Source organism: Sphingopyxis sp. LC363 (assembly GCF_000756385.1).
Classification (GTDB): Bacteria; Pseudomonadota; Alphaproteobacteria; order Sphingomonadales; family Sphingomonadaceae; genus Sphingopyxis.
The window spans coordinates 12861-26158 of sequence record NZ_JNFC01000034.1; the positions used below are offsets into that span (position 1 = coordinate 12861).

A 13298-nucleotide genomic window follows, 5' to 3' on the forward strand; every position below is an offset into this window, starting at 1 on the left:
CGCCGCGCACCGTTTCCCCGCGCGCGCCATTGTGAGCGCGCGTCGGCTTTGGTAGCCTGCGGTCATGGACAGGATCGAAACCCAGGCCTCGGGCGGCTGCCAGTGCGGCACGGTGCGCTATCATGTCACCGCCGTGCTCGACACGTCGCATATCTGCCATTGCCGCATGTGCCAGAAGGCGGCGGGCAATTTCTTCATCGCGCTGATCGGTGTGCCGCGCGATGCGATCACATGGACGCGCGGCGCGCCGACATGGTTCAAAAGCTCCGACAAGGCCGCGCGCGGATTCTGCCGGACATGCGGGACGCCGCTTGCCTATGATTATTTCGACAGCAAGCACATCAACCTGACGACCGGATCGTTCGATGATCCGTCGCAATTCCCGCCGCGCGTGCAGTTCGGCCTCGAAGGCCAGCTATCGCTGTTCGAAAGCCTGCCGATCAAGGGGGAGGGGACGACCGAAGAGACAATGAGCGACCTCGTCGGCGCGATCAAGGCGAGCAACCACCAGCACCCCGACCATGACACCGAGGCCTGGCCGGACAGGTAAAGCCGGTTCCAACACTGATCCGTCATCCCGGCGAAGGCCGGGATCTCACCGTCGCTTGGCATGGCGAGGTCGAGATCCCGGCCTTCGCCGGGATGACGAGATAGTGAGGTAGGTGCTTCGCCCTCTACGACGCTAGGCGCCCGCGCGGATCAGGTGGTCGAAGGCCGAGAGCGATGCCTTCGAGCCTTCGCCCATTGCGATGACGATCTGCTTGTAGGGCACGGTCGTCACATCGCCCGCGGCGAAGATGCCGGGCTGGCTCGTCGCGCCGCGCGCGTCGACCTCGATCTCGCCGCGGTCGCTCAATGCCACCGCATCGCCGAGCCATTCGGTGTTCGGGATCAGGCCGATCTGGACGAAAATGCCTTCAAGCTCGACGAGATGCTCCTCGTCCCTGTTGCGGTCGCGATAGCGCAGGCCGACGACCTTCTCGCCGTTGCCGAGCACTTCGGTGGTGAGCGCCGAGGTGATGACCGTGACATTGGGCAGGCTGCGCAGCTTGGTCTGCAGCACCGCATCGGCGCGAAGCTGGCTGTCGAACTCGATCAGCGTCACATGCGCGACGAGCCCCGCAAGGTCGATCGCCGCCTCGACGCCCGAATTGCCGCCGCCGATCACCGCGACGCGCTTGCCCTTGAACAGCGGCCCGTCGCAGTGCGGACAATAGGCGACGCCTTTGTTACGATATTCGGCCTCGCCGGGGACGCCCATCTGGCGCCAGCGCGCGCCGGTCGACAGGATTACCGTCTTGCCCTTGACGCTCGCGCCGCTCTTGAGCTTCACTTCGTGCAGGCCGTTCGCGCCGCCAGGGATCAGCTCGGCCGCCTCCTGCACGTTCATGACATCGACCTCATAATCTTTCACATGCGCTTCCAGTTGCGCCGCGAGCTTCGGGCCCTCGGTGTGCTGGACCGAGACGAAATTCTCGATCCCCAGCGTGTCGAGCACCTGCCCGCCGAAGCGTTCGGCGACGATGCCGGTGCGGATGCCCTTGCGCGCCGCATAAATCGCCGCCGCGGCGCCGCCGGGGCCGCCGCCGACGACGAGCACGTCGAACGGCTCCTTCGCGGCGATCTTTTCGGCCGCGCGCGCCACCGCGCCGGTGTCGAGCTTCGCGACGATCTGCGCGAGGTCCATTCTGCCCTGCCCGAAGGGTTCGCCGTTCAAGAAGACGGCGGGCACCGCCATCACCTGACGCCGCTCGACCTCGTCCTGGAACAGCGCGCCGTCGATCGCGGTGTGGCGGATATTCGGACCCAGCGCCGCCATGATGTTCAGCGCTTGCACGACGTCGGGGCAATTCTGGCACGAAAGCGAGAAGAAGGTTTCGAAGACGAAATCGCCCTCAAGTGCGCGCACCGCGTCGAGCAGCTCGGCATCTTCTTTCGGCGGGTGCCCGCCGACGTGGAGTAGCGCGAGGATCAGCGAGGTGAATTCATGCCCCATCGGCAGCCCCGCGAACACTGCTTCGGCGCGGCCTTCGTCGCCGCGGATCGCGAAGGACGGGCGCCGCGCATCGTCGCCATCGAAACGCGCCGTGACGAGGTCCGACTGCGCCGCGACTTCCTCGACCAGCGCGCGCATCTCGGCCGACTTGGGCGAGGCGTCGAGGCTTGCGACCAGCTCGATCGGGCGGCGGAGGTTGCCGAGATAGGTTTTGAGCTGGGCGGTCGTATTGGCGTCGAGCATCGGCATGGGGAGAGCCTTTCGGACAGGAGCAAGGGTTCGCCGCGGGGGACGGCGTCAAAAATCTTGTTCTTTTTGAGCAAAGACCGGGCGAGCGCCGCCCGCCCGGTCCTCGCAAATCGGCTTAGATCTTGCCGACGAGTTCGATCGAGGGCGCGAGCGTTTCGGCGCCCTCTTCCCACTTCGCCGGGCAGACCTGGCCGGGGTTGGCGCGGACATAGACCGCGGCCTTGATCTTGCGAACGAGTTCCTCGGCGTTGCGGCCGACGCCTTCGCTGGTGATTTCCATCACCTGGATCACTCCGTCGGGGTCGACGACGAAGGTTGCGCGGTCGGCGAGGCCCGAATCTTCACGCAGCACGCCGAAATTGTTGGCGAGGACGTGGTTCTGGTCGCCCAGCATGTGATAGTTGATCTTGCCGATCGCCGGCGAGCTGTCGTGCCAGGCCTTGTGGCTGAAATGCGTGTCGGTCGACACGGCATAGACTTCGACGCCAAGGCCTTTCAGCGTTTCATACTGGTCGGCAAGGTCTTCGAGCTCGGTCGGGCAGACGAAGGTGAAGTCGGCCGGATAGAAGAAGAAAACCGCCCACTTGCCCGCGACATCGGCGTCCGACACGGGGACGAACTTGCCCTGATGGTACGAGGTGGCGTTGAACGGCTTGATCGAGCTTCCGATGATACCCATGGGAGAGTGTTTCCTTTGTTTGCTGCACTGCAAAATGATTTGCAGGGCGCCAGCTATAAGGACCGGCGCGCGCACTCAACCCCAATTTTCCGGGCACACTTATCGGTGAAATCGATCAAAGCGCATCGTTCGCGCAAAACCGCGATCAGCGGCAGATATCCTTCGCGCCGGCGAGTAAATCGATCACTTCGGCATCGAAATCGTCGGGCACGCCCGGCGTGATCTTGCGAAAACGGCGCGCGCAATAGGCGGCGCGCGGGCCGAGGTCGGGCACGTCACGAAACTTCAGCGCGGTGCCGGACGTCCCGCCGACAAGGTCGGGCATGTCGGTCCACACCGTGCGCACCGTAAAGACGGCGCCCGGGCGAACCTCGGGCGGGTAACGCTCATGCCGGCTGATGCACAGCGCCAGGTCATCCACTCGCCAATCGTCCGTCATAATCAACCTCATGGTTGTTACGCAGCGTTGGACGAAGGCTATCACATAAGCGTCGCGGTGCGAAGCGCCTGATCGCGCGCGATGATGGGCGCGACGGCGAGCCCCGCGATCCCCTCGCTTGGCGTGAGGCCGAAGACATGGCGAAACACGCGCGACAGATGCGCGGTGTCGGCAAAACCGGCATCCATCGCGGCGGTACGGACGAGCGCGCCGCCCGCCATCTGCTGCGTCGCATGTTGCAGCGCCGACCACAGCTTGAACTCGCGAAAACCCTGTCCTGTCGACCGGCGGAAGGTGCGCAGCGCCTGCGTCCGTTCCATGCCGAGCCGCTGCGCCAACTCGTCCTGCGACATCCGCCACATCGGGTCGCCGTGGATCGCGCGAACCACCGCCGCCATGTCGGGGGGCAATGCCCGCTCGCGGGGCGGTGCGAGGCGGTCGCGCAACTCGGCGACCGCCGAGGCATCGCCGTCCAGCGCCTCACGCGCGACGCGTGCCAATGCGCCTTCGAGCGGTACAGCGAGCGGTGCGTCAAAGGGAAAGGCCAGCCCATTGAGGTAAAGGACGTCGGCGCCGCGCTCCGCGAGCGCGACGCCGTGGACGATGCCCGGCCGGACGAGCAGCAAATCGCCCTCGACCCAAAGGCCGCCGCGTTCGAGCCGGAGCGGCCCCGACCGGCCGGCGAGCACCGCCGTCACCAGAGTGGCATGCGGCGCGAGCGCGCGCGTCCCCACCGGAAAACAGCTGGTGAGGAAAGGCGCCACCGGGTCAGGCATGGCGGCGATTATTCACCCGCCGGGGTCGGCGCGCAAGCATGGCGCTGACGCCATCTAGCGCACGATTCCCGCCCGCTCGAAGGCCGACTCCATCTGCGCGATATCGGGGTAGACATGCTTGCTCGCGACCTCGCCCTCGGCGTTGACCATGATCACGTCGAGCATGCCGACGTGGGCGACAAAGGCGGTGCCGCCCGGCATCGCGAGCGTCAGGACCATCGTCCAGTCGAAGGTCCAGTAATCGCGGCCGAAGATTCTTTTGCCCATCAGCATCGAGAAATCATAGGTCGCGAACAGATGCCCGCAATGTTCGCGCAGCGCCTCGCGTCCCTCGACCGGGGGCGATCCGTCGTGGAGCCGGAAAATGGTGTCGGCGGAGTGCAGCGACGCGATCAGGTCGGCGTCCTTCGTTTCCCAGCCGACATGATATCGGTCGAACAGTGCCTCGGTCGGCAGCGTGCGTTCCAGCTCGGCAATCGCGTTCATCGTCTTTCTCCTATGTCCGTCGCGATCCATTCTAATCCCGGGCCGGCCCGACTCGTTGAACAAACGTGCATTGCGCGGCGGCGCAATATCGGCTGTGGAGGCGCTTCAGATTCGGAGCTGCCCCCATGACCCCCACCGCAAAGATCCTTCTCCTCGGCTCGGGCGAACTCGGCCGCGAATTCGCGATTTCGGCGAAGCGCCTCGGTTGCCATGTCGTCGCGTGCGACAGCTACGCCGCAGCTCCCGCGATGCAGGTCGCCGACGAGTATGAGGTTTTTTCGATGCTCGACGGCGATGCGCTCCGCGCCGCGATCGAAAAGCACAAGCCCGATCATATCGTCCCCGAGGTCGAGGCGATCCGCACCGAGATTCTCGCCGAAGTCGAGGCCGAAGGCTTCCACGTCGTTCCCTCGGCGCGTGCGGCGCAGCTCACGATGAACCGCGACGCGATCCGCGATCTTGCGGCGAGCGAGCTCAAGCTCACCACCTCGACCTTCGAATATGCCGAAACGCGTGAGGAATTGCAGGCTGCGGCCGAGCGCATCGGCTTCCCGCTCGTCGTCAAACCCGTAATGTCCTCGTCGGGCAAGGGGCAGAGCATGGTGAAGGATGCCGCCGGGGTCGATGCGGCGTGGGACTATGCCGCCGCCGGGATGCGCGGCGACCGGCTGCGCGTGATCGCCGAGGCGTTCATCGATTTCGATTACGAAATCACGCTGCTCACCGTGCGGCACAAGGACGGCGTCGCCTTCTGCCCGCCGATCGGCCACCGGCAGGAACGCGGCGATTATCGCGAAAGCTGGCAGCCCGCGGCGATGTCGGACGCGGCGCTGGCGAGCGCGCAGGATATGGCGACCAAGGTGGTCGATGCGCTCGGCGGCCACGGCATCTTCGGGGTCGAATTTTTCGTGAAGGGCGACGCGGTGATCTTCTCCGAGCTCAGCCCGCGCCCGCACGACACGGGCATGGTGACGCTGATCTCGCAATCGCTCTCCGAATTCGACCTCCACGCGCGCGCGATTCTCGGCCTGCCGATCCGCGCGATCGCGGTTCCCGACGCGAGCGCCAGCGCCGTGCTCCTCGCCGACCGCGACGCGTCCGATTTCGCGATCACGGGGCTCGCCGACGCATTGACGCCACCGAATGCTGCAACCTCGGTCGATGTCCGCATCTTCGGCAAGCCGGTCACGCGACCCTGGCGCCGGATGGGCGTGGCGCTTGCCAAAGTGGCCGGCGGCACGGCCGGCGACGCGCGCGCCGCTGCCGTTGCCGCGGCGGAGAAATTGGCGATCGACTACCGCTAGCAAACGTCGGCTCGCCGTGTCCGTTGCACGGCCGGGCAATATCGCATTTGGTGTGCCGCGGCGCGATGCGGCACGGGCCATTCTTGTTCGACAGGAGTGTTTCATGCCCAAATTCTTCGGCCCTATCGCCGCGCTGTGCCTTGCGAGCGCGATCCCGATCGCCGCTCCCGCCGCGCAGGCGCAAGAGGCGGCGCCCGCCGCGTCGCTCGTCGCCGGCGCCAAAGTCTATGACCAGAATGGCGAAGAAGTCGGCCAGATCGCCAAAGTGTCGGGAGACAGGGTTGCGGTTTCGATCGACGGCAATGGACTGGTGGTCCCGAAGAAAGCCTTTGTGAAGGGCGCCAAGGGCCCGGCGCTCAAAGCACCCAAAGCGAAGATCGTCGCGGTGCTGAAGCAGGCCGAGGCCGATGCGGCGGCGGTCGACGGCGTGTTGAAGCCGGGCGCCGAAGTGCGGAGCGCCGATGGGGCCGCGGTGCTCGGCAAGGTCACGGCGATGGCGCCGCAGGGCGCGGTGCTGGCGACCAGCGAAGGCAATATCACCATGCCGCGCGCCGCCTTTTTCATGTCGAAGAAGGGATTGGCGGTGAAGGTCAATGAAGATCAGTTTCTGGCGGGGGTCAAGGCGGCGCGCGCGCAGAAGGAAGGTGGTTGATCAGCTTCCGTTTGGAAGGGGAATGCGATGGCACTCGAAGAGGAGCTTTACGACATCGAGCAAGGATTCTGGCTCGACGGGAAAGAGCATTTCCTGAACCATGTCGATGCCCGGTGTCTGCTCGCCTTTCCGCAAGCGGGAGAGATGCACGGCATGCATTCGCGCGAGGAGGTGGCGGCAACCGCCACCAACGCCAACCGTTGGCGTGACCTGAGGATGGGAAATCGCCTGTTTCTGAACAGTGGCGACGATTTTGCGATCATCAGCTACCGCGCGGATGTGACGCGTGCCGATGGTGAGCCCTATGCCGCGCTTATCAGTTCAGCCTATGTGCGGCGTCCCGATGGCTGGAAACTGGCATTGCATCAGCATTCGCCGATCTGAACCGGGAGCTCGCCAAAGCCCGGTCCCAAGCCCTGCTAAAGCAGCTCGAACACATCGTAGCGGACGGCTCCGCCGACGCTTGCACCCAGCCCGACCGCGACGATGTCGTTGAGCCAGGAATAGCGCTCATCGCCGGTTTCGAACATCGGGGTCGTGCGGAAATAAATTTCCTTGCGCTCGGCCGCCGTTTGCGGGCCGCCGCCTCGGGCATGCCGATGCGCCACCGACAGCGGCCGCAGCACGCCGCGATAGGAGACATAGATCAGCGCCCCGTCGTGCGTTTCGAAGGTGATCCGCGCGTCGAGGCGCAGCGTGTCCTTGTCGTCGATCGTCGCCCAGTCGCCGCCGCTCGGCATGACGCGGCCGCGCAGCCGTTCCCCCTCGACTTCGCCGCCGGTCAGCGCGGCGATCATGCGGCGGCCGAAATGCGCGGTCCCGATCTGCTGCTGCGGTTCGGTGAAAGCGGCGCGATAGGAGCAGAGGTAGCGGAATTCGGGCTGGTCCATCATCAATCCTTTCGTTGAACGGGGAGGGGGCGGCGGGGGAGGTCTCCCCGCCGCGCCGCGGATCAGATCTTGAATGCCATGGTGACGCCATAGGTTCGCGGCGGCGCATAGGGCGTCAGTATCTGGCGGTATGGGCCGAAATAGGTGACATAGGTCGGAACCAGCTCGTCGGTGAGGTTCTTGCCCCACAGTGAAAGCTCCCACCGTTCGTCGGGGCCCGCGATCGACAGGCGCGCGTCGAGGTTCTCGTGGCTCGGCCACAATTGTTGCGGGATGTTCGACGCTTCGAAAAAGGCGTCGTCGACCCAGCTGTAGTCGACCCGGAGCTTTGCCGACAAATCGCCGATCGGCGCCTCATATTGCCCGCCGATATTGAACTTGTTCTTCGGCGATCGGGGCAGGCGATTGCCCGTATAGGCTTGGCCGGGGATCGAATATTCGGTGAACTTCGCGTCGAGCCAGGCGTAGCTGCCGTCGAGTTGGAAGCCTTCGAACGGGCGCGCGAGCACTTCGACCTCGGCGCCCTTGATTTTCGCCTTCGCCGCGTTGCTGACGACGACGCAGCAGAGCGGGACGAGCTGCGACACCTGAAGATCCGAATAATCGGTCTGGAACAAAGCGACATTGAACCGCAGTCGCCGGTCGAACCATTCGGTCTTGGCACCGACCTCGTAACCCCAGGCGAATTCGGGGTCATAGGGGGTCGATGCGCCCTCCGCGGTGCCCGAAAGGCCCTGGAACCCCCCGCTCTTGTAACCGCGCGCCGCCGACGCATAGAGCAGCACGTCGTCGGTCGCTTTCCAGTTCAGCGCGAACCGCGGGGTGAAGGCTTTCCATTTCTGGCTCGCGGTGACGTCATAGCCGGCCGGCGTGCCGAGCGGCGGCGGCACGCCGGGACCGTCGTCGCCCTTGTAGCCCGCGAACCGGCCGCTCTTTTTCTCCCAGGTCATTCGCGCGCCCAAAGTGGCGGTCAGCGACGGGACGATCTCGTAGTCGAGCTGGCCGAAGATCGCGAAGCTGCGCGCGTTGACCGACTGCGGAAATATGCCGATGCCGCTGATCGCGGGCGTTGCGAAATCCTGGATCTGTCCCTGAATGCGGTCGGTGTCCTCCTTCAGGTAATATAGGCCCGTCTGACCGTTCAGCCGGCCGTCGAACGCATCGAACGCCAGCCGCAATTCCTGGCTGAACTGCTTGTTGTCTTCGTCGCCGAAATCGGTCGATTCGATCTGGTTCGGCGGGTTGACCGGATTGCTGAAAAAGGGCGTTTCGAACTGAAAATCGACCTTGCGGAGCGCGGTCAGCGAGGTGAGCGTGCCGAAGGGCAGGTCGAGGTTGATCTCGGCCGAATAGGACTGGATCGTCCGCTTGATCATGCCGTCGATATAGGCGTTCACCACGCGCGGATCGGGGTTGATGCCGACGCAGTGGACGCCGCCGTTGAAACTGGCGTCGCAATTATTGTGACGCGGATTGCCCTTCTGATCCTGCCGCGAGACGTCGGCGCGAAGTATGATATCGAGCGTGTCGGTCGGCACCAGCCGCAAGGCGAGGCGTCCCGTCGTCAGATTGAGGTCATTGACGTCGTTCCCCGTCGTCTCGTTAAATTCGAAACCGTCGCGCTGTTTATGCGACAGTCCCGCCGACAGATAGATTTTATCGGTGAGCGCCATATTGCCGCGCGCGACGACGCCGACACGGTCGTAATTGCCGTACGTACCCTCGAAATGGAAGCTGTTGTCGGCCGATGGCTTGCGGCTGACGAACTGGATCAGCCCGCCGATGGCGTTTTTGCCGAACAATGTGCCTTGCGGACCGCGGAGCACCTCGACGCGTTCGAGGTCGAGGGCGTCGAGGTCGGGCGTGCTGCCGCGACCCGCATAGACGCCGTCGACGAAGACGACGACCGACGGGTCGCCGCCGGCGTTCTGGCTGATGCCCGGCGCGCTGCCGATGCCGCGCATCGCGAAATTCGTGTTGATGGGATCGACCGCGCTCGCGGCCAATCCGGGCGTACGGAGCGCGATGTCGGCCACGGTCTCGATATTGTTCGCGCGAAGCTGTTCCGAACCGAAGGCGGTGACCGATACCGGGACGTCCTGCAGCTTCTGCTCCTGCCGCTGGGCGGTGACGATGATATCGCCGTCGGCGCTCTCTTCGCTATCCTGTGCCGCGGCGATGGCGGGCATCGTCAGCAGGGCAATCCCTGCCAACAGCCGTGACGACGGGTTCAGTATTTTTCTGGCCATGAATCGCTCTCCCATTTGTTCAGGTTTGTTTTTTCGTTGTCGTGTTTGTGCGTTCCTGCTTGACTGTCTGCGCAAAATACTTAGTTAGCTAAGTATCTACTTCATATCGCAGCATGCCCCGCGGTGCAAGAGGGTGGCTGCGAACGGAGCGAAAGCCGGGAGAGGATATGGCGAGCGAGCGCGCGAGCGGCGATGCGGCCGGGCAGGCGAGTGCAGGGGAACGGGAACCGCCGCCCTGGCCGCGGCCGGCCTATAGCTGGTATGTCGTCGCGATATTGCTGCTGGCCTATACGCTGTCGTTTGTCGACCGGATGATCCTCAGCCTCCTGGTCGCACCGATCCGCGCGGCGCTCGATATCTCGGACACGCAGGTCAGCCTGCTGATCGGACTGGCCTTCGCGCTTTTCTATACGCTGCTCGGCTTGCCGCTCGCATGGATCGCCGACCGCTATAACCGCCGGAACCTCATCGTTGCGGGCATCGCGGTGTGGAGCGTGATGACCGCCGGCTGCGGCTTTGCGGGAAGCTATGCGTCGCTCTTCGCCGCGCGCATGGGCGTCGGCGTGGGCGAAGCGACGCTATCGCCCGCCGCTTATTCGATGCTCAGCGACTATTTTCCGCGCGACCGGCTGGCGCGCGCGATGGCGGTCTACTCGATCGGCGTGCCGCTGGGTTCGGGCGTGGCGATGATCCTCGGCTCCTTCGTGGTTCAGGCGGTGCTGGCCGCGCCGACGGTCGATGTCCCCTTCTACGGTCCGATGGATGCGTGGCGGTTGATCTTCGTCTGGGTGGCGGCGCCGGGAATATTGGTCGCGCTGCTCATGCTGACCGTGCGCGAACCTCTTCGTCGCGGGCGAGCGGCGGCTGCAATGATGCCGGATGCGTCGGCCGCCGGCGCGCCCGGTCTTGTCGCGCACATCGGCGGACAGCGGGCGGCGCTCGGCGCGCTGTTCGGCGGCATGTCGCTGATCGGCCTCGTCATGTATGGCGCGATCGCGTGGATACCGACCTTCTTCGCGCGCAGTTACGGCATGGAGGTGGCGCAAGCGGGCCTGTGGTTCGGCGTCATCATGGCGGTCGGCGGCGCCCCCGGGTTGATTGCGGGCGGCGCGCTCGCCGACCGGTTGTTCGCCAAGGGGGTGGGTGATGCGCATTTGCGCGTGATGCGCCTGTCGATCCTGCTCGGCGGCCCGCCCCTGGCAGCGATGGCGTTGATGCCCGATCCGGCGCTCGCGTTCGCGATGCTGGCGTTGGCCTTCCCGTGTCTGACGATGCACGGCGTGGGCGGCGTCGCCCTGCAGCTGATCACGCCGAACGAATATCGCGCGCGGATGACTGCGCTCTATTTCTTCGTCGTCAATCTGGTCGGCCTCGGCTTCGGTCCGATGCTGATGGCACTGCTCACCGACAATATTTTCCGGGACGAATCCGCACTGCGCTATTCGATCGCCATCGTCACGGCGGTCGCCTTGCCGCTCGCCGCAATCATCTTGACATGGGGCTTCAAGGGCTATGCGCGCGAACTGGCCCGGAGCTGACGCCTGTTTTCGCAAAATCATATGCAAACACTATGCGAGGGCTGATTTCACTCTCTCGAATTCAAACGCGCGCCTGAACTAATTGATGCTCCGCAGACGGCCCGTCACCTTTGTGGCGGGCGCTTTGCTGGAGCAAATCATGCAGGATATTCTCTGGATCGGCATCATCCTCGCGCTTCTGGCGGCAAGCCTCGGCTATGCGCGCCTTTGCGACGACGCGTGAGGTGACGCCATGACTCTCGACCTATGGCTCGCGGGCGCCACCGCGATCGGCCTTCTCGTCTATCTCGTCGCCGTGCTCGCACGGCCCGAACGCTTTTAGAGGGGGCGTGCCATGACCTTTCAGGGATGGCTTCTCATCATCGTCTTCGTGGGCCTTTTGCTCGCGATCACCAAGCCGATGGGCCGCTGGCTCTTCGCGCTCTATGACGGCCAGCGAACCCCGCTCCACCGCCTGCTGGGGCCGGTCGAGGCGGGCTTCTACCGCCTGGCGGGCATCGACCCGAACGAGGAGCAGGGGTGGCGCCGCTACGCGGTCCATATGCTGATCTTCAATTTCGCATTGCTGCTCTTCACCTATGCGGTGCTGCGCTTGCAGGGCGTGCTGCCGCTCAATCCGCTCGGTTATGAGGCAGTCGGCGCCGATGGCGCGTTCAACACCGCGATCAGCTTTACGACCAACACCAACTGGCAATGGTATGCGGGCGAGGCGACGCTGTCGAACCTCAGTCAGATGCTCGGGCTGACGATCCAGAATTTCCTGTCGGCGGCGACGGGCATCGCGCTCGCCTTTGCCTTCTTTCGCGGGTTCGCGCGGCGCAGCGCCGCGACGCTCGGCAATTTCTGGGCCGATGTCACGCGCGTGACGCTCTACCTGCTGCTGCCGATCTGTATCGTCTATGCGATCTTCCTGGTCGCGAACGGCGTACCGCAAACGCTCGCGGGTTCGGTCGAGGTGTCGACGCTCGAGGGCGTCAAGCAGACGCTCGCGCTCGGCCCCGTTGCGTCGCAGGAAGCGATCAAGATGCTCGGCACGAACGGCGGCGGCTTCTTCAACGCCAACTCGGCGCATCCGTTCGAAAATCCGAACGCGGTCACGAACCTCGTCCAGATGCTTTCGATCTTCGCGATCGGTTTCGGCCTGACCTGGACCTTTGGCAGGGCGGTCGGCAACCAGCGTCAGGGCTGGGCGATCCTCGCCGCGATGCTCGTCATCTTCCTCGCGGGCGTCAGCGTCGTCTATTGGCAGGAAGCGGCGGGCAACCCCGTGCTCCACCAGCTCGGCGTCGCCGGCGGCAATATGGAGGGCAAGGAAGTCCGCTTCGGCATCGCCGCTTCGTCGCTGTTCGCCGCCGTCACCACCGCGGCCTCGTGCGGCGCGGTCAACGCGATGCACGACAGCTTCACCGCATTGGGCGGCATGATCCCGCTGTTCAACATGCAGCTTGGCGAAGTCGTCATCGGCGGCGTCGGCGCGGGCATCTATGGCTTCCTGCTCTTCGCGATCCTCGCGGTGTTCGTCGCGGGGCTGATGGTCGGGCGCACCCCCGAATATGTCGGCAAGAAAATCGAGGCGCGCGAGGTCAAGCTCGCGGTGCTTGCGATCGCGGTGCTGCCGCTGATCATTCTCGGCGGCACGGCGATCGCGTCGGTCACCGAGGCGGGCCTGGCGGGGCCGCTCAACAAAGGGCCACACGGCTTTTCGGAAATCCTCTATGGTTTCACGAGCGCGGTCGCGAACAACGGGTCGGCCTTTGCGGGCCTGACCGCGGGCGCGCCCTTCTACAACGGGATGCTCGGCGCCGCGATGTGGCTCGGCCGCTTCTTCATCATCATTCCCATGCTGGCGATCGCGGGCAGTCTGGCGGCGAAGAAATATACGCCGGCAACGGCGGGCAGCTTCCCGACCACCGGCCCGCTGTGGACGGGTCTGCTCGTCGGCATCGTGCTGATCGTCGGCGGCCTGACTTTCCTTCCCGGCCTCGCGCTCGGTCCGATCGCCGATCATCTCGCGATGATCCGCGGCCAGCTTTTCTAAGG

Annotated in this window: 15 protein-coding genes; 8 read left to right on the forward strand and 7 right to left on the reverse strand. The window is 64.8% G+C overall.

What is annotated here, in order from left to right; translation table 11 throughout:
- The first annotated feature begins 64 nt into the window (after positions 1 to 64).
- Positions 65 to 550, forward strand: a complete 486-nt coding sequence (locus FG95_RS12965) for a GFA family protein (RefSeq protein ID WP_037556421.1) — start codon at positions 65 to 67, stop codon at positions 548 to 550.
- Positions 551 to 682: 132 nt separating this feature from the next.
- On the opposite strand, the gene ahpF is transcribed toward FG95_RS12965, so the two are convergent.
- The 5 genes from ahpF to FG95_RS12990 form a co-directional block, all read right to left on the reverse strand.
- Positions 683 to 2239 (reverse strand): alkyl hydroperoxide reductase subunit F, encoded by a 1557-nt coding sequence (gene ahpF / locus FG95_RS12970; protein ID WP_037556605.1) that lies wholly within the window; start codon positions 2237 to 2239, stop codon positions 683 to 685.
- A gap of 121 nt (positions 2240 to 2360) precedes the next feature.
- On the reverse strand, positions 2361 to 2924 hold the full coding sequence (gene ahpC, locus FG95_RS12975; protein WP_037556422.1) for an alkyl hydroperoxide reductase subunit C: 564 nt from the start codon (positions 2922 to 2924) through the stop codon (positions 2361 to 2363).
- A 145-nt stretch (positions 2925 to 3069) separates the two neighbouring features.
- Positions 3070 to 3345 (reverse strand): hypothetical protein, encoded by a 276-nt coding sequence (locus FG95_RS12980; protein ID WP_037556423.1) that lies wholly within the window; start codon positions 3343 to 3345, stop codon positions 3070 to 3072.
- 59 nt (positions 3346 to 3404) lie between these two features.
- Complete coding sequence (locus FG95_RS19935) at positions 3405 to 4139, reverse strand: AraC family transcriptional regulator (protein WP_052182350.1); 735 nt, start codon at positions 4137 to 4139, stop codon at positions 3405 to 3407.
- A gap of 54 nt (positions 4140 to 4193) precedes the next feature.
- Positions 4194 to 4625 (reverse strand): nuclear transport factor 2 family protein, encoded by a 432-nt coding sequence (locus FG95_RS12990; protein ID WP_037556425.1) that lies wholly within the window; start codon positions 4623 to 4625, stop codon positions 4194 to 4196.
- A gap of 125 nt (positions 4626 to 4750) precedes the next feature.
- Here FG95_RS12990 and purT point away from each other — a divergent pair, with 125 nt between their 5' ends.
- From purT to FG95_RS13005, 3 genes are all read left to right on the forward strand, one after another.
- On the forward strand, positions 4751 to 5929 hold the full coding sequence (gene purT / locus FG95_RS12995; RefSeq protein WP_037556426.1) for a formate-dependent phosphoribosylglycinamide formyltransferase: 1179 nt from the start codon (positions 4751 to 4753) through the stop codon (positions 5927 to 5929).
- 103 nt (positions 5930 to 6032) lie between these two features.
- On the forward strand, positions 6033 to 6581 hold the full coding sequence (locus FG95_RS13000) for a hypothetical protein (protein WP_052182351.1): 549 nt from the start codon (positions 6033 to 6035) through the stop codon (positions 6579 to 6581).
- 27 nt (positions 6582 to 6608) lie between these two features.
- Positions 6609 to 6965 (forward strand): hypothetical protein, encoded by a 357-nt coding sequence (locus FG95_RS13005; protein ID WP_037556427.1) that lies wholly within the window; start codon positions 6609 to 6611, stop codon positions 6963 to 6965.
- 35 nt (positions 6966 to 7000) lie between these two features.
- On the opposite strand, the gene FG95_RS13010 is transcribed toward FG95_RS13005, so the two are convergent.
- Together FG95_RS13010 and FG95_RS13015 are read right to left on the reverse strand one after the other, a co-directional pair.
- Positions 7001 to 7474 (reverse strand): DUF3237 domain-containing protein, encoded by a 474-nt coding sequence (locus FG95_RS13010; protein ID WP_081933144.1) that lies wholly within the window; start codon positions 7472 to 7474, stop codon positions 7001 to 7003.
- A 59-nt stretch (positions 7475 to 7533) separates the two neighbouring features.
- On the reverse strand, positions 7534 to 9720 hold the full coding sequence (locus tag FG95_RS13015) for a TonB-dependent receptor (protein WP_161786555.1): 2187 nt from the start codon (positions 9718 to 9720) through the stop codon (positions 7534 to 7536).
- Between the two features lie 167 nt (positions 9721 to 9887).
- Here FG95_RS13015 and FG95_RS13020 point away from each other — a divergent pair, with 167 nt between their 5' ends.
- From FG95_RS13020 to kdpA, 4 genes are all read left to right on the forward strand, one after another.
- The gene (locus FG95_RS13020) at positions 9888 to 11258 is read left to right on the forward strand and encodes a spinster family MFS transporter (protein ID WP_052182352.1); all 1371 of its coding nucleotides are present in this window, start codon (positions 9888 to 9890) and stop codon (positions 11256 to 11258) included.
- Between the two features lie 85 nt (positions 11259 to 11343).
- Positions 11344 to 11481, forward strand: a complete 138-nt coding sequence (locus tag FG95_RS20790; RefSeq protein ID WP_161786556.1) for a hypothetical protein — start codon at positions 11344 to 11346, stop codon at positions 11479 to 11481.
- A gap of 9 nt (positions 11482 to 11490) precedes the next feature.
- Positions 11491 to 11580 carry a K(+)-transporting ATPase subunit F gene (gene kdpF / locus FG95_RS13025; RefSeq protein ID WP_037556432.1) on the forward strand — a complete coding sequence of 30 codons (90 nt, stop codon included), beginning with the start codon at positions 11491 to 11493 and terminating at the stop codon, positions 11578 to 11580.
- A gap of 12 nt (positions 11581 to 11592) precedes the next feature.
- A complete protein-coding gene (kdpA, locus tag FG95_RS13030; protein ID WP_037556433.1) occupies positions 11593 to 13296 on the forward strand; it encodes a potassium-transporting ATPase subunit KdpA in 1704 nt (567 codons plus the stop codon).
- Positions 13297 to 13298: the final 2 nt, after the last annotated feature.